The following is a 20,807-nucleotide window of genomic DNA, read 5'->3' as shown; positions in this document are numbered from 1 at the left end:
AAGGATAACCAGTGGCTTCCCTCACAAGCTCCTTAACCGTCCGTCTCATTGACGATGTTTCAAAGCCCGCGCGCACCGTCTCCCAGGCGCTCCGGGACGCCGAGAAAGCGGCGGCGAATGTCGCGAAGGGAATGGGAAAGGCCGGATCAGACCCGTTCCGCCGCCAGCTCGCGAGCCTAAAATTGACTGGCGCCGAGCTGCGAGACGTGCGCCAGGAATGGTTGCTTTATGCGCGGGCGCAAAAGCAGGCGATGGGCGCGGCGACTTGGTCGACCAAAGGCCCAGCCATGATGCTCGCGAAGGAGAAGCAGATCCTCGCGGCGGCAAAGGCCTCCGTGCGCGAGCGGATAGCGTTGAACAAGACCATCGCCGCATCTGCCACGCATGGCGTCGGCCGGTTCAGCGGTATCGGCGCGAAAGCGTCCGACTTTGCTTCATTCGCGCTTCCTGGTGCTGCGGGAATGATGGTCGGAATGGGAGGCGCGGCGGTTGCTGGCGCGGCGGTCGGCGGCGTCTCCACGGTCGCGATCAAAGAGGCGATCAGCCGCAACAAGGCGTTCGCGGAAATTCAGAAGAAGGTGACGCTCGAAGCCGGCGATAGCTGGTCGACGCTCGACCGCAAGATCGCGAAGGTTTCGACCTCGATCGGCAAGTCATATCAGGACGTGGCCGCGATCTTCGCGCAGGGCGGGCAGTCGGGCGTTGCCTATAAGGATTTGGACGCCTTCGCCCTGCTTGGCGCGAAGGTCTCGACTGCTTGGGACATTAGCGCCCGTGAGGCTGCGCAGATGCTGACCGAGGTGAGGGCGCAGACGGGCAAATCTATCGCAGACCTCGAAATCTTCGCCGACAAAGTGAACGGGCTTGGCGACGTGTCCGCCGCCGCAGAGCGTGACATCGGCGCCATGTCGCAGCGCGCCATGGCAGGCATGAAGGCGGCGGGCGTCGGCGAGAATGACGCCCTCGCGATGATGACCGCCCTCCGCGGCGTCGGGATGGAAACCGACGTGGCGGCGCGGTTTCTGACAGCGTTCACGTCGAAGCTGCGCACCGCGTCAACGCTCGGGAAAGGTGCGGCCGCTGCATTCAAGGAAATTGGACTGTCCGGCAAGCAAGTCGAAGAAGGAATGCAGACAAAGCCAATGGAGACGATGATTGATCTCCTTGAGCGCGTCGGAAAGGCGAAAAATTCCGTCGGAACCATGAAATCGCTGGTAGGCGCCGAATGGTGGGACGAAGCCACACGCATGCAGCAAGCGCTTCCCGAGATCATTCGCCTGCTCGATTATCTCGGCGGCGGAACGTGGCGCAAGTCGATGCAAGGCGCCATGGATATCGAAACCGGGACGACCGAAGCGAAGCTCGAAAAGCTGAAGCAGTCGCTTCTGGATATCGCCGCGCAGGCCGCGAAGCCGGTTGTTCTCCCGTGGCTCGACAGCATCGCGGACAAATGGGCGGCGGCTGCAAACCGAATGCGCGCGGCGACCGAAGAGAGCGAGAAGGCCCGCTCCCGCGCCACGCCTGTCGGCGAGTCCGTGGTTGACTTGGAGAAGCGGCTGAAGATCAATCAGCCGCCGGCGGCTCCCGAGCCGCCCCGTCCCGTGTTTCAGCAATTGCCGCAAATATCTGTCAAGGCGAAGGACTGGGCGAAGAGCAAGGACGCTGGCCCGATGGGCGTCGCCGGCGGCATAAGCGCGAGCAACCTTCCGGCGTTTCGCAAGATGCAGGGAATACCGATCACGCTCGACGCCAGCGCACTCGACGCTGCGAAAGCGCAATTGGAACTGCCTGGCACGAAGATCACGGCGCGACCGACGCCAGCCGCTCCCGCTCCTTCTCCAGTGACGCCAGCGCCGGCCGCTCCCCCCGTGCGGCCGCTGAGCCTCCGGGCGAAGGATGTGGAGCGCGTTCCGCTTCCCCCCGAGCGCCCGATGAGCCTCCGGGCGAAGGATATCGAGCGCGTCCCTCCGGCGGCGCCTGTCATTGCTCCGCAAGCGATCTTGCCGCCAAAGCCCGCTCCGACGCTCGCCCCGCGCATGTTGCGCGAGGACGCGAAGGCGCGGACGATCCCGGCGGCGCAAGCTCCTGCGGCGCAGGAGATGGTCGTCACTCCGAAAGTCGAGCCTGTCCCGCCGTTCACGCCGCAAGAGCTTCGCGTCACTCCCAAGGTCGAAGATATCCCGCCTATCCCGCCGCAGGAGATGGTCGTCACGCCCCGCGTTGATGTTGGGCCGCTCGACGCCTTCAAGGGCTCGATAGAGGGCGCGTCCGATCGCTTCGCCGCACTCAACACGACAGTGACACCGCAAGTGGACGCATCGAGCGCGGAGGCGGCGAAGGGCGCAGCGGAAGGCGCGCGCACGGCGTTCGAGGGGCTAAATCTTTCCGTCGCGCCGCATGTCGATACGGGCAGCGTAGACGCGGGAATCGGCAAGGTTCAAACCTTACTCGGGCTCCTTCACCAGGTCGGCGCGGCGGCGTCGGGGGCGACGGGCAAGGTCAACGCCCTGAGCGCGGCGGCAGGCGCCGCGTCGGCGAAGATCGGCACCATTCGGGCCGAGCAAAATCGCAACTTCACGGCGTCGGCGCAGAAGGGCGAATAGGCAAAGCCCGCTTTGCTTATTCGTGCGCGGAGGGGCAGGACTTTGTTTGCTCGCCGATTTTGGCGAGCAAGTCCCCCACCAGGACAGAGCATCCGACTGTTGCCGGGCGCTTCGACCGCTCCTTCGACCTAACCCGCCAGGGTTTCACTTTGCTCGTCATGGGTTGGACTGGCGAGCGGGCGCTCATTCCGCCTTCTTCAGCCTGACGCCCGGCCCGCCGCCATTTTCGGCAATGAACTCGACCCCCGCCGCCTCGAGGGCGGCGCGGATCGCGGCGAGGTTGTTTGCCATCATGGAAGGCGGTCCGTCATTCGCCTCGGCGCGGCGCACGGTCATGACGCCGACATTGGCGGCCTTGGCGAGATCGTCGACGGTCCATCGGACCAAGGCACGAGCCGCCCGCATCTGCGCCCCAGTGAGCATTTTTTCGACCATCCGTGAAAAAGAATTGACCACCATGCGATAGCGTGGTAACGAATCTATCGCCTGAAAAAATTTTCTACCACGTTCACCACCGCCGGGAAAGCCCTTCCCGGCGAACGCCGGAGGCTTGCCCAATGGACCCCGCCTTCTATTTCGCCCTCGCCCCATTCGCCGCCTTGTGGCTGGCCTTCGTCGCCCATGAGGCGAGCAAGGCCGTCGCCGCGATCAAGGGAGGCCGCCGCCATGGTTGAGCCTCTCGACATGATCGACCTCATCGACCGCCTGTGCGCCGCCATCAAACAAGGGCGAGCCCTCGAAATGGCCATCACCGGCTCTTGCAGCCTTCAGAAAGACGAGCGCGAGGCGCTGGAGCTATTGGCCGAGCATTTCGTCGACAGCATCAAGGCCCTGCATCGCGAACTCGACGCCCAGCAGTCCGCGACAGACGGGAGGGAGCCATGACCGACCCAATCTTTTCAGCCATCGCCGAATGGGAACGCCTGCGCATTGAAGCACTCGACGACGATGACAGCGCCGAATTTGCTGCGGCGGAGGCGGTTCTCGAAGTTCGCCCGCAGACGGTCGCGGGGGCGCTGGCGCTCCTGCGCTTCATTGCGACGATCGAGCAGGACTACCTCGGCAATGAGTGGAAGAAGGGCGACGCCATTCGCGCCTGCGCCGATCTGATCGAGGCGGCGCCATGAGCCAGCGCCTATTTGTCGAACTGGACGGCAACCTCCGCCACCGCCTCGAAGCCGTGGTCGATATGCTGATTGACCTTCTCGACCAGTTGGACGGCGACCCAGACCTGGAAGACGACGACGCGGAGGAAGTCGCTTGACCGTTGACCCCGCAATTCTCGCGGCCGCCGCCGCCGAATATCACGAGCAACGCGGCGACCGGTCGCGCATCGTCGTCGGGCTTCCAGCCGCGCCACAAGTCGAACTGGTCCGCGCCGACGCAATCGAGCCCGAGCCCATTCGTTGGCTCTGGCCCGGCTGGATGGCGAAGGGCAAGCTGCACATCATCGGCGGCTCGCCCGGCGCCGGAAAGACGACCATCTGCCTGCGGATGGGGGCGACTGTTTCGAAGGGCGGCGCATGGCCCGACGGCTCACACGCGCCCATTGGCAACGTCGTCATCTGGTCCGGCGAGGATGACCCCGCCGACACTCTTGTTCCCCGCCTGATCGCCTCGGGCGCGGATATGCGGCGCATCTTCTTCGTCGGCGGCGTCTACAGCGGCGATATCGCCCGCGCCTTCGACCCTTCCCGCGACATTGGCCCCTTGCAGGCGGCGATCGAACGGGCGGGAGGCGCGGCGTTGATAATCGTGGACCCTATCGTGAACGCCGTGACCGGCGACAGCCACAAAAACACGGAAACGAGGCGCGGGCTTCAGCCGCTCGTGGACCTTGCGGCGGCGACGGACGCGGCCCTGATCGGGGTGACGCATGTCGCGAAAGGCTCGGCGGGACGGGAGCCCCTGGAGCGCCTCTCCGGCTCGCTGGCCTTCGGCGCCGTGGCGCGAATTGTCCTGATGGCGGCGAAGAAGGCAGAGGACGACGGGCCAGCGCCGCGCATCGTCTGTCGCGTAAAATCGAACATCGGCCCCGACGGCAATGGCTTCACTTATGAAATCTGCCAGACGGGCATCGTCGGGCATCCGGGCGTCGAAACCTCCTATGTCGAATGGGGCGAGGCGGTGAAGGGAAGCCCGCGCGAGCTGCTTGGCGAGCCCGACGGCGACAAGGGGCGCGCCGAAAGCGACGCCGAGACGTTCCTGAAGGCGTTGCTTGCCGACGGGCCGATGGCGGCGAAGGACGTGAAGGAAGCCGCCGAGGCGAATGGGCTGGCGTGGCGGACAGTGAGGCGGGCGCAGAAGGCGCTTGGCGTGAAGGTGGCCCGCTCTGGATTCGGACCGGAAGGGCAATGGACGTGGAGCCTTCAACCATAGGTGGCCAAAGATGGCCACGCGAAAAACCTGGCCACCTATGGCCACCTATGAGCGAGACCACCAAAGATGGCCATAGGTGGCCAAAAAAAGAGATAGACGGCTTTGGCCACCTATGGGCCGGAGGCTCAACCAGAGGACAATAGACGATGACCATTCACGATAAGACCGTGCTCGAGCTGGCCGCGTTATTGTGGCGAATCCGGCTCGCCGGATGGGCACTTAAAGTCGGGACGCGCACCATATCCGCAGGCCGGGCGCTCGTGGCGCTCGGGGAGCGGCTCACCCCGAGGACGTGAGACATGGCGACGCCCGCTGGCGGATATGACCGGGCCGCGATCCTCCGCGACGCTCACAAGCGCTACAGGGACGGCAAGCGCCTCGGGCTCGGGTGGAGCTGGTCGCAATGCCTCTCGACAGCATGGGCGGCGGCAAAGCAACGGCGGGCCCTCGCCGAAGACGCGAAGAAAAGGCAGGGACAGCGGAATGACCTGAAGCCGCATAACATTCGGGCAGATCTGCCCAGAAGTTCAGAGGCGGACCGTCCACGCGAACAGGCTGCGAAGGTCGTCGCCACCTGAGCGCCGGCCAGCTTGCCCTCATCGCCCTCGATCTCGAAAAACTCTTCGCCAAAGACGCGAAGAAAAGGCAGGGACAGCGGAATGACCTGAAGTCGCAGAACATTCCGGCAGACTTGCCGGAATGTCGCCAACGTGAGTCCCGCGAACAGGCTGCGAAGGTCGTCGGCGCTTCCGGGCGCGGCGTGATATTTCTGCGACGCTTGCAAGGATGCTCGCCACCGGCGAGCATGAACCGGCCAGCGGCGTTATCAGCCTCTCGCCGAGGGCGTGGCCCGAGCGCGTCCCCTAACAACCCGCGCTCGGGCCGACTCCCGGCAAGCTCTTTGGAGAAAACCCCGATAGGGGACGAGGTTGCGGATTGCGGCTTGCCTGTTTAGGTTGAGCAAACGCCGGCGTCGTCCATTCGCCGGAACACGAGAGCCCCGCGACCACGGATGAACTGGCGCGGGGTTTTTTCTATCGAGGGCCTCGATATGATCGGCGTTCCCTTCCTCGATCTGAAGCACGGCCAGTGCAAGTTCGCCCTGGGGAGCATTGACGATCCGCCGGCGCTCTTCTGTGGCGAGGCTTCCGCCACGGGCTCGCCCTACTGCGCGCCGCATCATGCCATCTGCTATCCGCCAAGGCCGAGGAATGAGAGGCGCGGGAGATGCGACGGGCCGCAGCCTGGGCGCATGATCGAGGCGACGGGGAGAGGGTGGTGAGTGGTGACTATTTGGTGACTCGCTCCCGAGCATGTCAGAATCAAATTGCGCAAGTCTTTGATTTCGATGGTGGGCGGCACAGGGATTGAACCTGTGACCCCTCCCGTGTGAAGGGAGTGCTCTCCCGCTGAGCTAGCCGCCCATCGCGTTTTTCGCGAGACGCCTCCCCTGTAAGAGAGGGCGAGGCTGTCCGTCAAGTGCGACCGGGGGCCGGCGCGCGCAAAATGGCGTGGGTCGCGTCCCACAGATCGTCGAAATGCGAGATGATCCGGTCCGGGCCGAGTTCCGACACCGGAATGTCCGTGTAGCCGAAATCGACCGCGACCACCGGCGCGCCGGCGTTTTTTGCCGTGTCGACGTCCGTCTTCGAATCTCCGACCATCACCGCGCGGCGAGTGTCGCCGCCCGCCGCCTCGATCGTCAGCAGCAGCGTGCGCGGGTCGGGCTTGTGCATGGGGAAAGTGCCGCGTCCGCAGATCGCCGCGAAACGGTCGGCGGCTTCGAGCTTTTCGAGAAGGAGCCTCGCGAGCCGCTCCGGCTTGTTGGTGCAGACCGCGAGGCGGAAGCCGGCGGCGGCGAAGCGGTCGAGCGCCGTCAGCGCCCCGGGAAAAAGCCGGCTCTCGTCCGCGATATGGGCCTCGTAATGGGCGAGGAAATCCTGCACCAGCGGATCGACCTGCTCGGGCGGCGGCGGCGCGCCGTCGAGGGCGAATCCGCGCTCGATCAGCGCCCGGGCGCCCGCGCCCACGAGGCTGCGCGCCGCTTCCGGCGCGACCTTCGGCCGTCCCTCGCGCGCCAGCAGGACGTTGAGGGTCGCGATCAGGTCATGGGCGGTGTCGGCCAGGGTGCCGTCGAGGTCGAATACGAGGGTGGGCGCAGTGGTTGTCATCGCCGAGGGCCTAGCGGGGCGGATCGAGTCGGGTCAAGGAATTTTTCGCCGCAATCGGCGCCGCGCAGCCTGCGCGTGTAGACTGCCCCGACCGATTCGCGACAGGGAGCGGACGAATGCGTCACACGCGTTTTTTCCACATGCGACGATTCCTATTCCTCGCGGCCTCATTCGCCGCCGCGAGCGTTGCGCCGGCCGCCGCCGCGGGAAATTACGAATTTCTCGCCGCCCCGCAGACGGACCTCAACCGCGTGTTCCGGCTCGACAGGGCGACGGGCGAAGTCGGCGCCTGCCAATATGGCCTCAAGGAGGGCTCGCCGATCGGCGTCACGCTTTGCTATCCCCCGGGCGAGGGCGCAAAGGCGGGAACCTTCAGCGAATATGCGCTGGTCGCCTCCCGTCACACGGGCGAGGGCGGCGTGTTCCGCGTCGATCTGCGCTCGGGCATGATGTCGATCTGCTTCGTGCTCAACGAGAGCTCGGTCGTCTGCACCCCGCAGGCGAAATGACCGTGGTCGCACTTTCCGCCGAGGCGATGAAACGCGCCGCAGCCGCGGCCGCGCTGGAAACCGTGACCCATGGCATGAAGCTCGGGCTTGGCACCGGCTCGACCGCCGCACATTTCGTCGATCTTCTCGGCGCCCGCGTGCGCGACGGTCTCGAGGTCCTTTGCGTGCCGACGTCGGAACGCACCCGGGCCCAGGCCGAAGGCCTCGGAATCAGGCTTTCGACGCTGGACGAAACGCCGGAACTCGATCTCACAGTGGACGGCGCCGATGAATTCGACGCCCGGTTGCGGCTGATAAAGGGCGGCGGCGGCGCGCTGTTGCGCGAGAAGATCGTCGCGGCGGCCTCGAGGCGCATGGTCGTCATCGCCGACGCGACGAAGGAGGTGCGGACGCTCGGCGCTTTTCCCCTGCCCGTCGAGGTCGACCGTTTCGGCGCGCGCTCGACGCAGCTGCAAATCGAGCGCGTCGCTCGCGGCCTCGGACTGATCGGGACGATCACCCGGCGTATGGCGGCGCCGGACGCGCCCTATCTCACCGACGGCGGACATTACATATTCGACTGCGCCTTCGGCGCGATCGACGCGCCCGAGGCGCTTGCCGAGCGGCTCTCCTGCATTCCGGGAGTCGTTGATCACGGGCTCTTCATCGGCCTCGCCAAGGCGATCTTCATCGCCGGCGCGAAGGGCGTTCGCATCATCGGAGACATCTCGGGCGAGGGGCCATGAGCGATTTCGACTACGACCTCATCGTCATCGGCGCCGGCTCCGGCGGCGTTCGCGCGGCCCGCGTCGCGGCGAGCCACGGCGCGAAGGTCGCCATCGCCGAGGAATTTCGCGTCGGCGGCACCTGCGTCATCCGCGGCTGCGTGCCGAAAAAGCTCTATGTGCTGGCGAGCCGCTTCAGGGACGAATTCGAGGACGCCAGGGGCTTCGGCTGGCGCGTTGGCGACGTCTCCTTCGACTGGCCGACGCTGGTCTCTGCCAAGGAGAAGGAGATCACGCGGCTCTCCGGCCTCTATGAGCAGACGCTGGGCAACGCCGGCGTCGAGCTGATCCGCGCCCGCGCGACCATCGCGGGGCCGAACGCCGTCCGCTTCTCGGACGGCCGCACGGCCAGCGCGCGCTGCATCCTTGTCGCCACGGGTGGCGCGCCAGCGCTTGCGCCGCATATTCCGGGCCTCGAATGGGGCCTCTCGTCGAACGAAATTTTCGACCTGCCCTCCTTCCCGCAGCGGCTGCTGATCGTCGGCGCGGGCTATATCGCGGTGGAATTCGCAAGCGTCTTTGCCCGCCTCGGCTCCGAGGTCACGCTGGCCTATCGCGCGGAACTGCCGTTGCGAGGCTTCGACGAGGATCTGCGCAAGCGCCTTTCCGAAGCGCTGGAGCATGCCGGCGTCCGCCATCACGCCGGCGCGTTGCCGTCCCGCATCGACAAATCCGCAAGCGGCCTCGCCGTCACGATGAGCGACGGGGAGGAATTGACCGTCGACGCCGTGCTGGTCGCGACAGGCCGCCGACCGCTGACGCAGCATCTCGGGCTGGAGCTGGCGGGCGTGAAGACGCGCGAAAATGGCGCGATCATCGTCGACGCGCAGTCGCGCACCAATGTCGCGTCGATCTACGCCGTCGGGGACGTGACCGACCGAGTCAACCTCACGCCCGTCGCCATTCGGGAGGGCCACGCCTTCGCCGACAGCGTCTTCGGCGGCGCGCCGACGACGGTGGACTACGACTGCGTGCCGAGCGCGGTGTTCACGACGCCCGAGATCGGCACGGTGGGACTGACGGAAGCCGCCGCGCAGGAAAAGCATCCGGCGCTCGACATTTACGAGACCTCCTTCCGTCCGATGCGGGCGACGCTCTCGGGCCGCGCGGAGCGTGTATACATGAAGCTCGTCGTCGAGGCAGAGAGCCAGCGGGTGCTGGGCGCGCATATTTTCGGGCCGGAGGCGGGCGAGATGGCCCAGCTCGTCGGCGTCGCCTTGCGCATGGGCGCGACCAAACGGGACTTCGACGCGACGATGGCCGTGCACCCGACAATGGCGGAAGAACTCGTCACCATGCGCGCGCCCGCGCGCCGGCGTCGCCCCGACTGATCCCGACAGGACGACGTCTACTCCGCCGGCCTCGCGGCGGCGGGCGCGATTCTGTCGAGAAGGCTTCGCAACGCCCGCCGGGCGGCGCCGGTCCTGGCCTCCGTGAGGCGCGAAAAACCGTAACCCGAGACGATCGTGACCGCCATGGCCGCAAAGGCGGCGGCGTAATTCTGCGGCGTGGCGAGCTGCGTCGCCCAGTCGCGGCCGAATACATGACCGACCATGGCGCGCATGAAAATCAGCATCGGCAGGTGGATCGAATAGAGCGAGAAGGAGAAATCGGCGAGCGTCTTGTGAAGCTTGGGCCGCAGCAGGGAGAAACCCTCGTGCGGACCGAAGCGGAACGACACCAGAACGACGATGAAGAGCATCGAGGCGACAAAATCCGAAATATCCATCAACCGCGGCCAGGCTAGGAGATTGGGGCCGCGCACGAGAAAGCGTATCAGGATCACGACAACCGCATAGAGCGCGAGGGCCAGCCAGCGCGAACGGATGATCGGCCGAGGCAGAAGCGTGGCGAAGGCGCCCGCCGCCCAGAGAATATAGCCGAACTTGAAGAAGCTCGGCGGGATGGAAAGCGCGACGAGCAGCGCCAGGCCCAGCGCGAAGCCGCCAAAACGCAGCGCCGGCGAATAATTGCGCGCCAGGGGCAGCAGCAGCAGCGGGAAGGTGACGTAATACCAGAACTCGCAGGCGAGCGACCAAAGCGGGCCGTTGGTGCCGAAATAGTCGAAGGCGATGCTCTGCAGATTGACGAGGCTCGCGAAAAAAAGCGTCGCCGAAAAATGTCCGTCGAACATCGGCCACTCATAGACGCCGCTATCGGCGAAGGCCCGGCGGCCAATCTGATCCAGGATGAGGGTGAAAATCACCGCCGGCACGAGGACGAGATAGATTCGGGTGACGCGATGGATGAAATATTCGCGCAGGAAGTCCTGCCGCTTGAGGATATGCGACACGACGGCGCCGCCGACGAGATAGCCCGACATCACGAAAAAGCCGAGCACGGCCTGGTGGCCGAGTTCGAAGGCCGCAAAGAACCACCAGGCGTAGACCGGCGGCGCATGTGGCGCGGTCATGATATCCGCGAGGTTGATGTACATATTGTTCGTGTGGACCGCCAGCACGACGAGCGCGCCGATCCAGCGAGCGGCCTCGATGAATTGCGACAGAATGAAAGGCATGGGCTCCCGACGCGGCATGCGGATGCGTTCCGCTTATAACCGCTGACGGGAACCGTCGCCAACTGGGGGCCCCAATTAAGCCTTCGCCGGGGGCCTATGGCGAAAGGGTCGCTTTTCAAGCCGTTTTCATCTATAAGCGCCTCTCGCGCCGATGCTGCGGCGCCGCTGACGCGCCCGCTTGGGCGTTGATTTTTCGGAGTTTGGGATAGTGGAACGCTGGACGCCGGGCAGTTGGAGAAATTTGCCGATCGAGCAGACGCCGGTCTACCGGGATCAGGCGGCTCTGGCCGATGTCGAGCGGCAGCTCGCCGGTTTTCCGCCCCTCGTCTTCGCCGGCGAGGCGCGCAACCTCAAGCGTCAGCTTGCCGACGTCGCCGCCGGAAAGGCTTTTCTGCTGCAGGGCGGCGACTGCGCCGAGAGCTTCAACGAGCATTCGGCCGACAACATCCGTGACTTTTTCCGCGTCTTCCTGCAGATGGCCGTGGTGCTGACCTACGCGGCGGGCTCGCCGGTGGTGAAGGTCGGCCGCATCGCCGGCCAGTTCGCCAAGCCGCGCTCCTCGCCCGTCGAGAAGAAGGGCGACAAGGAGTTGCCGAGCTATCGCGGCGACATCATCAACGATATTGACTTCACCGACGCCGCGCGCGAGCCCGATCCGCAGCGCCAGCTTCTGGCCTATCGCCAGTCGGCGGCGACGCTGAACCTCATCCGCGCTTTCGCGGCCGGCGGCTTCGCCAATCTCGAGAACGCCCATCGCTGGATGCTGGGCTTCGTCAAGAGCAGCCCGCAGTCGGAGCGTTACCAGAAGCTCGCCGACCAGATCACCGAGACGCTCGGCTTCATGCGCGCGATCGGGCTCGACCCCGAGCACCATCCCGAACTACGCCAGACGGATTTCTATACGTCTCACGAGGCGCTCCTCCTCTGCTACGAACAGGCGCTGACCCGAATCGACTCGACCACCGGCGATTATTACGCGACCTCCGGCCACATGCTGTGGATCGGCGACCGCACCCGGCAGGAAAATGGCGCGCATGTCGAATTCATGCGTGGGCTGAAGAATCCGATCGGCCTGAAATGCGGCCCGAGCCTGACGCCCGACGGGCTGATGCGCCTGATCGACGCCCTGGACCCGGAAAACGAGCCGGGACGCCTCACGCTCATCTGCCGCTTCGGCGCCGACAAGATCGCCGACTCGCTGCCGGCGCTGGTGCGCGCCGTGTCGCGCGAAGGCCGCAACATCGTGTGGTCCTGCGACCCCATGCACGGCAACACGATCAGCGCCGCTGGCTACAAGACCCGGCCCTTCGACCGCATCATGTCGGAGATCCGCAACTTCTTCGCCGTCCATCAGGCGGAGGGCACCTACGCCGGCGGCATTCATCTCGAAATGACCGGCAAGGACGTGACGGAGTGCACCGGCGGCGCCCGCGCCATCTCGGAAGACGACCTGCGCGACCGCTATCACACCTATTGCGATCCGCGCCTCAACGCCGAACAGGCGATCGAGGTGGCCTTCCTCGTGGCGGAGCTGCTGAAGGCGGAACGCGTCGCGCGCGGCGTGCAGGAACAACACGCGGCGGAGTGAGTCGAGCTCGCCGTCGATCGGGTCTGCGCGGCGCGGCGCTGCGCAGAGCGCGACGGAGTGGCGCGAATGGACGACCCCCATGATCTCCGGCGCTTCGTGGATGCGCAGCGTTCCGCTTACGATCGCGCGCTTCGGGAACTGCAGGCGGGGCGCAAGACGAGCCACTGGATGTGGTATGTCTTTCCTCAACTGCGCGGCCTAGGTTTCAGCGAGACGGCGCAGTTCTACGGGATTTCTGGACTGGACGAGGCCGTCGCCTATCTCGCCCATCCCATCCTTGGCCCGCGGCTGCGCGCCTGCGTCGAGGCGATGCTCGCTATCGAGGGCCGCACGGCAACAGACGTGCTCGGCGACGTCGACGGCAAGAAATTCAGATCGTCGATAACCCTCTTCGCGCACGCCGCGCCGCAGGAAGCGATCTTCGCGAAGGCACTGGAGAAATTTTTCGCGGGCGAAGAGGACGCGCGAACGATCGCAATGTTGCGGGAGGGCGCGCGCTAAAGCAAATTCGGCGGAATTTGCTCCAGCGGCATATCCTGTCGCGCGTTCGAACGGAAAACCGCCTACACTTTGCCCGAACGCGCCCTACCCAGCCGTGTCCTCCACTTCGCGAACGGTCATCGCATTTCCGTGCCAGACGAAATCGTCGAAGAGCACAGCATCGACAAACATCACCGGCAAAAGCAGGTCGCGCATGGCGAGCGCGAAGGGGGTGCGCCAGTCGACGGGAAATCCGCAAATGCGCGCAAGCATGATCTCGCCGGAATGCAGCGAGAGGGCGATCAGCGCGGCCGCCAGCGCCGCGGCGCTGACGCTCCCATCGAATTGCAGGGCGGCGTATGCGCCGAGCACAATGGCGACGAAGCTGCCGTTCATGAATTCCGGCGCGAAATAGGCCGGGAACGTGACGCGCCGCAGACGCGCCCAGCGCACATGGCGCGAATAGACTTCATGCGCCGTGCGTTCTCCCAGAGGCTGCTCGAAGGGCATGTCGACGAGGCGCACATTCATCTTCTGCGCGCGGATGATCTTCGTCGAGGCGGCGTCCTCGGCGATCTCGCTCCCCAACGCGCGAATGCCGCCGGCGCGGTCGAGCACCTCGCGCCGCCACATCATGTTCTTGCCCTGCGCGAAGCCAATGCCGATGGCCTCGGCTCCATACTGCCAGCGCGCCTGGAAAGTGTTGAGGATGGCGCATTCGACCGCCGCCCAGAAGCCTCTCGGCCGGGAGCCGATCGGCATCGACACGGTCATCGCCGTGTCGGGCCCGAAGGCCGCGAGCATCGTCTGCACATAGTCCCGCGGCGGCAGGGCGTTGGAGTCGGCGAGGATGACGTAGTCATGGCGCGCCGCCTCCCAGCCCTTCACACAATTATTGAGCTTGGGATTGGCGCTGACGTAATCGTCGCCGACGAGAAGCCGCGCCTCCCGCCGCGGATGCTCCGCGATCACGCGCTCGACGAGCGGGATGATCGGATCATTCGGCGACTGGACGCAGAAGATGATTTCATAGTCGGGATAGTCGAGTTCGAAAGTCGCGCGCAGCGTCTCCTCGCTGAAGGTCTCGAGGCCGCGCAAGGGGCGCACGATGCTCACCGGCGGCGCGGCGGCCGGCGCCGGCAGGGTGCGGGGCCGCGCCTTGCATTTTCGCGCCATGACACCCATCGCGGCGAAGTTCAGGACGAGGATGAAAGCGCACCATCCGGCGCAGACATAGGCCAGCAACATGGGCGCGGCGCGTTACGCGTCGCAACGCAGGGCGCTGGCGCGGCGCCGGCGCGAGACCTGCTCCTTGTCGCGGGACGCGCGACCGGCGACGCCCGGACGCGGCCAGCTCAATATTCCGCCTGACAAGGCCGCCGCTTCTTGGCAAAAGGGCTGCAGCGCGAGAATCTTTTCGCGACGCATGGTTTGCGAAAACTCCTGACGAAGCTTCCTCATGACCTCTCCTATCGTTCGATTCGCGCCCTCGCCGACCGGCCGCATCCACATCGGCAATGCGCGGGTGGCGCTGTTCAATTTCCTGTTCTCCGCAACGCACCATGGACGATTCATACTGCGGTTCGATGACACCGATTCCGCCCGGTCAACCGAGGAGTTCGCGCGGGGGATCGAGGTCGATCTCGCCTGGCTGGGCATTGTTCCGCACGCCGTCTTCCGGCAGTCGGAGCGCGTTGCGCGATACGAGGCCGCGACGGCGAAGCTGCGCGAGGAGGGGCGCTTCTATCCCTGCTACGAGACGCCGGAGGAGCTGGAGAAGCGGCGCAAGATCCAGCAGGCGCGCGGCCTGCCGCCGGTTTATGACCGCGCCGCGCTGCGCCTGACCGACGCCGAGAAAGCGAAGCTGGAGTCGGAGGGACGCCGCCCGCACTGGCGATTCAAGCTGGAGCCCGGCGTCGTGGAATGGACCGATCTCATTCGCGGGCCGGCGCATATCGACTGCGCAGCGCTCTCGGACCCGGTGCTGATCCGCGCGGACGGGAGCTTCCTCTATACGCTCCCCTCGGTCGTCGATGACATCGACATGAAGATCACCCATGTCATCCGGGGCGAAGACCACGTGACGAACACCGCCGTTCAATTGCAGCTTTTCAGGGCGCTCGCGCCACAAGCCGCCGCGCCGGTCTTCGCGCATCACAATCTGCTGGTGAGCGCGAGCGGCGAGGGTCTCTCCAAACGCACCGGCTCGCTCTCCATCGCCTCGCTGCGCGAGGAAGGCTACGAGCCCATGGCGGTCGCCGCGCTCGCGACGCTCACCGGCTCCTCCGACAATGTGCACGCCATGCGCTCGCTGGAGGAGTTGGCGAAGAGCTTCGACCTCGCCCATGTGTCGCGCAATCCGGCGCGTTTCGACCCCGAAGATCTGCGAACGCTCACCCATCGCACGCTCGCGCTCTATGAATTCGGGGACGTGAGAGAGCGCCTCGCAGCTCATGACGTCGTCGGCCACAAGGCCGAGCCGCTGTGGCGCGCGGCGCGCGGCAATCTATCGCGTTTCGACGAGATTCTGAAATGGTGGCGCGTCGTGGATGGGGAAATCTCGCCGATCCACGAGGACGCCGGTTTCATCGGGGAGGCGGCGCAGCTCCTTCCCGCCGAGCCATGGGACGAAACGACCTGGTCCGCCTGGACGGGCGCGGTGAAGGCCGCGACGGGCCGCAAGGGCAAGGCGCTGTTCCACCCGCTGCGCCTCGCGCTGACAGGCGAGGAAAGCGGACCGGAGCTTGCGGCGCTGCTGCCGCTCATCGGCCGCCACAAGGCGCTCGCGCGGCTCGGCGGATAAGCGCGGGCAGGTTGACGCGGGGGCCTCGGGCATGGCTTGATGATCGCGGGGAAGGCGATCTCCCCGTTTGGCTATCGGCCAATCCGGCGACATGCCCAAGCATCGCGTCCAGCTTCGCAAGCCGAGGGCGCTTCATGTCGTCGAAATCCGTATCTCAAGTTCCCCGCCCCGTCACACTCGCCGCCGCTGCGCGCGTCTGGGCCCACATCGCGCTTCTGAGCTTCGGCGGTCCCGCCGGGCAGATCGCGCTGATGCATCGCGTGCTCGTCGACGAAAAGAAGTGGGTCTCCGAGCGCCGCTTTCTGCACGCGCTGAATTTCTGCATGCTGCTGCCGGGTCCCGAGGCGCAGCAGCTTGCGACCTATATCGGCTGGCTGACGCACGGAACGATCGGCGGCCTTGTCGCCGGCGGGCTGTTCATTCTGCCGGGCGTCATCGCCATCATGGCGCTGAGCCTCATCTATGCGGCCTATGGCGCAACGCCGGCCGTCGACGGCGCCTTTTTCGGATTGAAGGCCGCCGTGCTGGCGCTGGTCGTAGCCGCAATCTGGCGGCTCGCAGGACGGGCGCTGAAGAATCCCGCACAGAAGGCGATCGCTGCGCTCGCCTTCCTCGGGCTCTTCGTCTTCCATGCGCCCTTTCCACTCATCGTTTTGGGCGCAGGGCTGATCGGCTTACTCGGCGCGCGCATCGGGCTCGCGGGGCAAATGGCGGCGCATGGCGATGCGACCGACGATGATATGGACGACGCTCCGCCCGCGCGGCGGGCGCTCATGGTCGCCGCTGCCTTCGCGGCGCTCTGGCTTGTTCCGGTCGCCGCGCTTGCCGCAATCCTCGGCGCCGGCGATGTCTACACCCGCATCGCCGTCTTCTTCTCGAAAATGGCGGTCGTCACTTTCGGCGGCGCCTATGCGGCGCTCTCCTATGTCGCCCAGCAGGCCGTTGACCATTTCCACTGGCTTCAGCCGGCCGAGATGCTCGACGGGCTCGGCATGGCGGAGACGACGCCGGGGCCGCTGATCATGGTCGTGCAATTCGTGGGCTTCATGGCCGCCTTCCGCAATGCTGGCGCCCTGCCCCCGCTTGTGGCCGGAGCGCTCGGCGGACTGCTTGCGGCCTATGTGACCTTCACGCCCTGCTTCCTGTGGATTTTCGCCGGCCCGCCCTTCGTCGAGCGGCTACGCGGAAACAAGGCGCTCGGCGGCGCGCTTGCGGCGATCGCGGCGGCGGTCGTCGGCGTCATTACAAATCTTGCTTTGTGGTTTGCGACGCACTTCCTCGTTCGCGCCCATTGGGCGCCGGAAGGCCTGCCCTTCGAACTTCCTGTCCTCGCCAGCGTCGACATGACGGCGCTGGCGCTCTCGGCCGTCGCGGGCGCGGCGATGCGCTTCGGTCTGGGCCTCGGCCCGACGCTCCTGCTCAGCGTCGGGGCTGGGCTCGCCCTGCGTCTTTTATAGCCTAACCCCGCAGGACGGCGACGCCGAAGAGCCACGGGTGCAGGAAGAGGATCAAGACGAAGATCGCCGTCCCCGCGCCGACCGCGATCGCATCGCCGCGCGTAAAGGCTTCGAGGCGGGGGGCGCCCATGTCGCCCCGCTTCTTCACGGCGATGCGGTCGTAGACGGCCCATCCGAGCAGCGATCCGAACAGGATCATGCCGCCGAGATCGCCATTGACGAGGAGATGCGCGAGCGCCCAGCTCTTCACAGCGACTAGCGTCGGATGACGCAGCCAGCCCCTTATCCGCGACGGCGGCGCGCGGCGGCTCGCGAGCGCGATGAAGGCGAACCAGACGAGCGGCATGGCCAGATGGCGCGTCCACTCCGGCGGCGACCAGATCTGGATCATGCCCTCGGCGCGATAGCGCGAGAAGCCGAGGATGATGAGCGCAAGCCCCGCGGCCGCGACGAGCGAGTAGACGAGCTTGTAAGTCTTGAGACTGAACCGCTCGATCAGCGCCGCCCGCTGTTCGCGAAAGCTCGCGAAGACATGGACGCCGACAAAGATCGCGATTCCGAGAATGAGAATGAGCATGTGCCCTCCGCCGCTTTCGAGATAACTAGAAACACCTGACCTGCGCTTCGGCCTGCGCGCGCCGCAAGGTCTCCAGCACGTCGCGCGCCGCGCCGGTGTTGCGCATCATCATGCCGACCTGCCCCGCCTGCTGATTGACGCTCGCCACGGTTTCAGCGGCGACATAGCCCTCATAGGGCAGGATGCTGGCGATGACGTCGATCGAGCAGGAGCATTGTTCGAGCGACAGTCGCGTGTCGCCATTGGCCTTCATGCAGCCGAAGACGTAATCGGCGCGCGCCGAGGTCGGATAGTCGTTGAGATCAGCCGCGGCCGCAGGGCCGGCGGGATGACTGAGGGCGGCAAGCGTCACTGCGGCGAAGAGCCGGCGCATGTTGTCAACCTTCGAAGCGTTTCGACGCGCCGATCTTACCGTGTCCCCGGGCCGGAGAGGAACCCGCTTTGCGGATCTGCGCAGATCTTGATCCGCAAGGAGAAGGCGCAATCTACCCTATGGCTCCACGGCGCGCCGGAAGGCGGGCGGTGGCGGATCATTCACGAGGGATGCGGCGGACGAGAGACGGGCCGGTCGCGGGCGGGACAGGGTTTCGCCCGGGCCGTATATCCGTCGGCTCCGTTGCGCGCCATGTGCGAAGCAGGCGCTTTCGGCCCGGCCCGAACGATGGGAGGACGACATGTTCAACCTTCGATTTCCTGCCCTTTGCGCGCTGGCCGCATTGGGCGCATCTGGCGCCGCGCCGGCGCTGGCGCATGGCGCCATACGGCACGAGCAGGAAGCCTGCGTCCTGAAAGTCGGCCCGGACTTCATGTATTTCACCGGCTACCAGCCGAGCCTCTCGCACAGGAAATTCTGCGAGGACATTCCAGCGACCGGGGACACGATCTTCATCCTCGACTATGCGCAGAACGAAATGCGCGACATGAAGACGGATTTCCGGATCGTGCGCAATGTCGGCGAGGAAGAGGAGGAGCATGAGAAGCTCGACAGGATCACCGTCGCCTACCTGCCGCCCAGGATCTATCCGACAGGCACGCTCAATCTCGAATATGATTTCAAGGAAAGCGGCGATTATGTCGGCATTGTCACCGTCGACGGGCCGAACGGCGAACATTGGGTGTCGCGCTTTCCGTTCTCGGTGGGGCGTCTCTATTCCGCGCGCACGCCATATTACCTCCTGACGGCGGCCGTGTTGCTGGCGCTGCTGGCGCTCTTCTGGGGAAAGGACAGCGAGACCGCGCCGGCGCGAAAGAGGTGATGCGGCGAAAGCTGCGCGCTTTTGTCATGCAGCCGTCAATTTCACTCCTTATACGCCTGAGGGAGTTCTCCGGCGCCCAGGCGCAAGGAGGAGCTCAAAAACGCCGGGCCGGAGGTACGTCCGGCGTTTTTTTTGTCGGCCGCACGGGCGGCCGTGGCTGCGATGGTTCAGCGAAATTATACGCTCCCGCAGCCAAAAATACGCTTAGCTACAGGCTCTTGCGCGGACCGCGCGAATGCGATCATTCTACCGCGGGGAGTCGCCATGGGTGAATCGGTCCGGCGGTTTGCGGGTTTCAGCTACAGCGCCCGAGGCGGCCTTCAGCGGGATGGGAAACACATCCACCTAGGCCCGCAGGCGCGCCAGCTCTTGGAGCTTCTGCTCGATTCGAACGGCGCTGTCGTCTCCAGAGACCTCATCGCCTCGCGCCTCTGGCCGGACCGGCCGGCTTCCGACGAATCGATCGACCGCTGCGCCTATCTTCTGCGCAAGCCGCTGCGCGAGGCCGGCGGCAGGGATCTGATCGCCACGTCCTACGGCCGCGGGCTCTCGCTGAGGGCCGAGATCGAGGAGGTCGACATCGACGCCGAGCCATGGCGTCGCGCGGAAACCTCTCCCAGCGCCCGCATCCTCGACCTGTGGCAGACGGCCTACGAACTCGCCGGAAACCGGACCCGGGACGGTTTCGAGCGCGCGCAGGCGGCGATCGCCGCCGCGGCCGAGCTCGATCCCGGCTCCGCCCCCGTCTGGTCTCTCGCCGCCGACATCGCCGCCGGCCGCGTCGCCCGCGGCTACCTCCGGCCTGCGCAGGCCGCCGCGATTATCGAGGACGCGGCCGGCCGGGCGCTCGCCATCGCACCCGATTTCGCCCCGGCGCTGGCGGTTCTCGGCTGGGCGCGCGGAACGCTGTTGGGCAGACCGCAGGAGGGGCTGACGCTCCTCGATCGCGCCATCGCCGACGATCCGCACTACGGCAAGGCGCGGTGGTATCGCTGCTGGGTTCTGGCCGCACTGGACCGCCTCGCCGACGCCATCGCCGACACGGAGGAGGGCCTGCGCGCCTCCCCCCTCGATCAGGTGCTGCTCTCGCTTCAGGCATGGCTCACGCTCTGCGCCGGCGACCGCGAGGGAAGCGTCGCCCGCGCGGGCCGGGGCCTGGAGCTTCGCCCGGACGCCGCCACGCTTCACCTCGTCGTCTCGATCGTCGCAAGCCTCGACGGACGGCACGAGGAGGCGATCGCCGCCGCCCGCCGCGGCGTGCTGGCCAGCCCCGGCGATCCCTTCGTGCTGAGCGTTCTCGCCTATGCGCAGGCGCGCGCGGGCGAGACCGCCGAAGCCGAAGCGACATTCGCCGCCGCAACTACCGGAGCGGACGCCCGCGCGCCGCAGTCCTTCGCGGCCTCCGTCGCGCTGGCGCTCGGCCGCGAGGCCGAAGCGGTCAGCCTCCTCGAACGCGGCAAGGCGGAAGGCTGCCCGTGGTTCGCCTTCGTCGCCCATGATCCGCGCCTGGCCCCGCTGCGGGACCAGATCGCCCGCATCCGCGCCGCGTAGCGCGCCTTCCGCTCGCGTGGAATCCTGCGAGCAACAAGAAATCACGCAAAAACATAAATTTGGAGCGCATTCCGGCCGCAAGGGTCCGTCAGCTTTTGCTGAATGCGCTCCGACGGCGAATCGGGGCGCGCGGTTGAAATTGTCCCGCCGT

General features: G+C 66.0%; 24 protein-coding genes and 1 tRNA gene. 17 read left to right on the top strand and 8 right to left on the bottom strand.

Features of this window, described 5'->3' with window-relative positions; genetic code table 11:
- The first annotated feature begins 11 nt into the window (after positions 1 to 11).
- Complete coding sequence (locus MET49242_RS20065) at positions 12 to 2,603, top strand: phage tail tape measure protein (protein ID WP_036285616.1); 2,592 nt, start codon at positions 12 to 14, stop codon at positions 2,601 to 2,603.
- A gap of 183 nt (positions 2,604 to 2,786) precedes the next feature.
- Here MET49242_RS20065 and MET49242_RS20060 read toward each other — a convergent pair whose 3' ends face one another.
- A complete protein-coding gene (locus MET49242_RS20060; RefSeq protein WP_371212534.1) occupies positions 2,787 to 2,990 on the bottom strand; it encodes a transcriptional regulator in 204 nt (67 codons plus the stop codon).
- 297 nt (positions 2,991 to 3,287) lie between these two features.
- On the opposite strand from MET49242_RS20060, the gene MET49242_RS20055 reads away from it, so the two are divergent.
- The 7 genes from MET49242_RS20055 to MET49242_RS20035 all read left to right on the top strand — a co-directional run bounded on the left by MET49242_RS20055 (position 3,288) and on the right by MET49242_RS20035 (position 6,264).
- Positions 3,288 to 3,488 (top strand): hypothetical protein, encoded by a 201-nt coding sequence (locus tag MET49242_RS20055; RefSeq protein WP_144259720.1) that lies wholly within the window; start codon positions 3,288 to 3,290, stop codon positions 3,486 to 3,488.
- Positions 3,485 to 3,730, top strand: coding sequence for a hypothetical protein (locus MET49242_RS20050; RefSeq protein WP_036285612.1), 246 nt, complete (start codon positions 3,485 to 3,487; stop codon positions 3,728 to 3,730). The genes MET49242_RS20055 and MET49242_RS20050 overlap by 4 nt, the downstream gene beginning before the upstream one ends.
- Complete coding sequence (locus MET49242_RS25810; RefSeq protein ID WP_192815587.1) at positions 3,727 to 3,867, top strand: hypothetical protein; 141 nt, start codon at positions 3,727 to 3,729, stop codon at positions 3,865 to 3,867. Before MET49242_RS20050 ends, MET49242_RS25810 begins: the two co-directional genes overlap by 4 nt.
- Complete coding sequence (locus MET49242_RS20045) at positions 3,864 to 4,982, top strand: AAA family ATPase (protein ID WP_084678868.1); 1,119 nt, start codon at positions 3,864 to 3,866, stop codon at positions 4,980 to 4,982. Before MET49242_RS25810 ends, MET49242_RS20045 begins: the two co-directional genes overlap by 4 nt.
- Positions 4,983 to 5,128: 146 nt before the next feature.
- A complete protein-coding gene (locus MET49242_RS25650) occupies positions 5,129 to 5,278 on the top strand; it encodes a hypothetical protein (protein ID WP_158497251.1) in 150 nt (49 codons plus the stop codon).
- A gap of 3 nt (positions 5,279 to 5,281) precedes the next feature.
- Complete coding sequence (locus tag MET49242_RS25305; protein WP_144259545.1) at positions 5,282 to 5,560, top strand: hypothetical protein; 279 nt, start codon at positions 5,282 to 5,284, stop codon at positions 5,558 to 5,560.
- 434 nt (positions 5,561 to 5,994) lie between these two features.
- Positions 5,995 to 6,264: a GcrA family cell cycle regulator gene (locus MET49242_RS20035; RefSeq protein WP_036285608.1), complete on the top strand. Its 270-nt coding sequence runs from the start codon at positions 5,995 to 5,997 to the stop codon at positions 6,262 to 6,264.
- Positions 6,265 to 6,331: 67 nt separating this feature from the next.
- Here the strand turns inward: MET49242_RS20035 and MET49242_RS20030 are convergent.
- A tRNA-Val gene (locus tag MET49242_RS20030) sits at positions 6,332 to 6,406 on the bottom strand.
- Positions 6,407 to 6,457: 51 nt separating this feature from the next.
- Positions 6,458 to 7,153, bottom strand: a complete 696-nt coding sequence (locus MET49242_RS20025; RefSeq protein ID WP_036285606.1) for an HAD-IA family hydrolase — start codon at positions 7,151 to 7,153, stop codon at positions 6,458 to 6,460.
- A 140-nt stretch (positions 7,154 to 7,293) separates the two neighbouring features.
- Here MET49242_RS20025 and MET49242_RS20020 point away from each other — a divergent pair, with 140 nt between their 5' ends.
- Genes MET49242_RS20020 through gor form a run of 3 tightly spaced genes read left to right on the top strand, consistent with a single transcriptional unit; the run spans position 7,294 to position 9,757 of the window.
- Positions 7,294 to 7,662, top strand: coding sequence for a hypothetical protein (locus tag MET49242_RS20020; RefSeq protein ID WP_036288900.1), 369 nt, complete (start codon positions 7,294 to 7,296; stop codon positions 7,660 to 7,662).
- Positions 7,659 to 8,387, top strand: a complete 729-nt coding sequence (gene rpiA, locus MET49242_RS20015) for a ribose-5-phosphate isomerase RpiA (protein ID WP_036285605.1) — start codon at positions 7,659 to 7,661, stop codon at positions 8,385 to 8,387. Before MET49242_RS20020 ends, rpiA begins: the two co-directional genes overlap by 4 nt.
- Entirely contained in the window at positions 8,384 to 9,757 is a 1,374-nt protein-coding gene (gor, locus tag MET49242_RS20010; protein ID WP_036285603.1) for a glutathione-disulfide reductase, read from the top strand. The genes rpiA and gor overlap by 4 nt, the downstream gene beginning before the upstream one ends.
- A 17-nt stretch (positions 9,758 to 9,774) precedes the next feature.
- Here gor and MET49242_RS20005 read toward each other — a convergent pair whose 3' ends face one another.
- On the bottom strand, positions 9,775 to 10,944 hold the full coding sequence (locus MET49242_RS20005) for an acyltransferase (protein ID WP_051134348.1): 1,170 nt from the start codon (positions 10,942 to 10,944) through the stop codon (positions 9,775 to 9,777).
- Between the two features lie 205 nt (positions 10,945 to 11,149).
- On the opposite strand from MET49242_RS20005, the gene MET49242_RS20000 reads away from it, so the two are divergent.
- Together MET49242_RS20000 and MET49242_RS19995 are read left to right on the top strand one after the other, a co-directional pair.
- Positions 11,150 to 12,532: a class II 3-deoxy-7-phosphoheptulonate synthase gene (locus MET49242_RS20000; RefSeq protein ID WP_036288894.1), complete on the top strand. Its 1,383-nt coding sequence runs from the start codon at positions 11,150 to 11,152 to the stop codon at positions 12,530 to 12,532.
- A gap of 66 nt (positions 12,533 to 12,598) precedes the next feature.
- Positions 12,599 to 13,033, top strand: coding sequence for a DUF1810 domain-containing protein (locus tag MET49242_RS19995; protein ID WP_036285601.1), 435 nt, complete (start codon positions 12,599 to 12,601; stop codon positions 13,031 to 13,033).
- 84 nt (positions 13,034 to 13,117) lie between these two features.
- Here MET49242_RS19995 and MET49242_RS19990 read toward each other — a convergent pair whose 3' ends face one another.
- The gene (locus tag MET49242_RS19990; protein ID WP_036285599.1) at positions 13,118 to 14,260 is read right to left on the bottom strand and encodes a ceramide glucosyltransferase; all 1,143 of its coding nucleotides are present in this window, start codon (positions 14,258 to 14,260) and stop codon (positions 13,118 to 13,120) included.
- Between the two features lie 12 nt (positions 14,261 to 14,272).
- Positions 14,273 to 14,473, bottom strand: a complete 201-nt coding sequence (locus MET49242_RS19985; RefSeq protein WP_036285597.1) for a hypothetical protein — start codon at positions 14,471 to 14,473, stop codon at positions 14,273 to 14,275.
- Here MET49242_RS19985 and gltX point away from each other — a divergent pair.
- Together gltX and chrA are read left to right on the top strand one after the other, a co-directional pair.
- Entirely contained in the window at positions 14,472 to 15,815 is a 1,344-nt protein-coding gene (gene gltX / locus MET49242_RS19980; protein WP_036285595.1) for a glutamate--tRNA ligase, read from the top strand. The two genes, MET49242_RS19985 and gltX, sit on opposite strands and share 2 nt — an antisense overlap.
- Before the next feature lie 134 nt (positions 15,816 to 15,949).
- Entirely contained in the window at positions 15,950 to 17,272 is a 1,323-nt protein-coding gene (chrA, locus tag MET49242_RS19975; RefSeq protein ID WP_036285593.1) for a chromate efflux transporter, read from the top strand.
- A gap of 1 nt (position 17,273) precedes the next feature.
- Here chrA and MET49242_RS19970 read toward each other — a convergent pair whose 3' ends face one another.
- Both MET49242_RS19970 and MET49242_RS19965 read right to left on the bottom strand, forming a co-directional pair.
- Positions 17,274 to 17,849, bottom strand: coding sequence for an NnrU family protein (locus MET49242_RS19970; protein WP_036285591.1), 576 nt, complete (start codon positions 17,847 to 17,849; stop codon positions 17,274 to 17,276).
- Positions 17,850 to 17,874: 25 nt separating this feature from the next.
- Positions 17,875 to 18,222 carry a hypothetical protein gene (locus MET49242_RS19965; RefSeq protein WP_036285589.1) on the bottom strand — a complete coding sequence of 116 codons (348 nt, stop codon included), beginning with the start codon at positions 18,220 to 18,222 and terminating at the stop codon, positions 17,875 to 17,877.
- Positions 18,223 to 18,523: 301 nt separating this feature from the next.
- Between MET49242_RS19965 and MET49242_RS19960 the strand changes: the two genes are divergently transcribed.
- Both MET49242_RS19960 and MET49242_RS19955 read left to right on the top strand, forming a co-directional pair.
- Positions 18,524 to 19,105 (top strand): hypothetical protein, encoded by a 582-nt coding sequence (locus tag MET49242_RS19960; protein WP_036285587.1) that lies wholly within the window; start codon positions 18,524 to 18,526, stop codon positions 19,103 to 19,105.
- A gap of 264 nt (positions 19,106 to 19,369) precedes the next feature.
- Positions 19,370 to 20,656, top strand: coding sequence for a winged helix-turn-helix domain-containing protein (locus MET49242_RS19955; protein ID WP_036285585.1), 1,287 nt, complete (start codon positions 19,370 to 19,372; stop codon positions 20,654 to 20,656).
- Positions 20,657 to 20,807: the final 151 nt, after the last annotated feature.

Source organism: Methylocystis sp. ATCC 49242 (genome assembly GCF_000188155.2).
GTDB lineage: Bacteria > Pseudomonadota > Alphaproteobacteria > Rhizobiales > Beijerinckiaceae > Methylocystis.
Note: the sequence above shows the minus strand (reverse complement) of the source record. Positions and strands in the feature narration are given on the sequence as shown.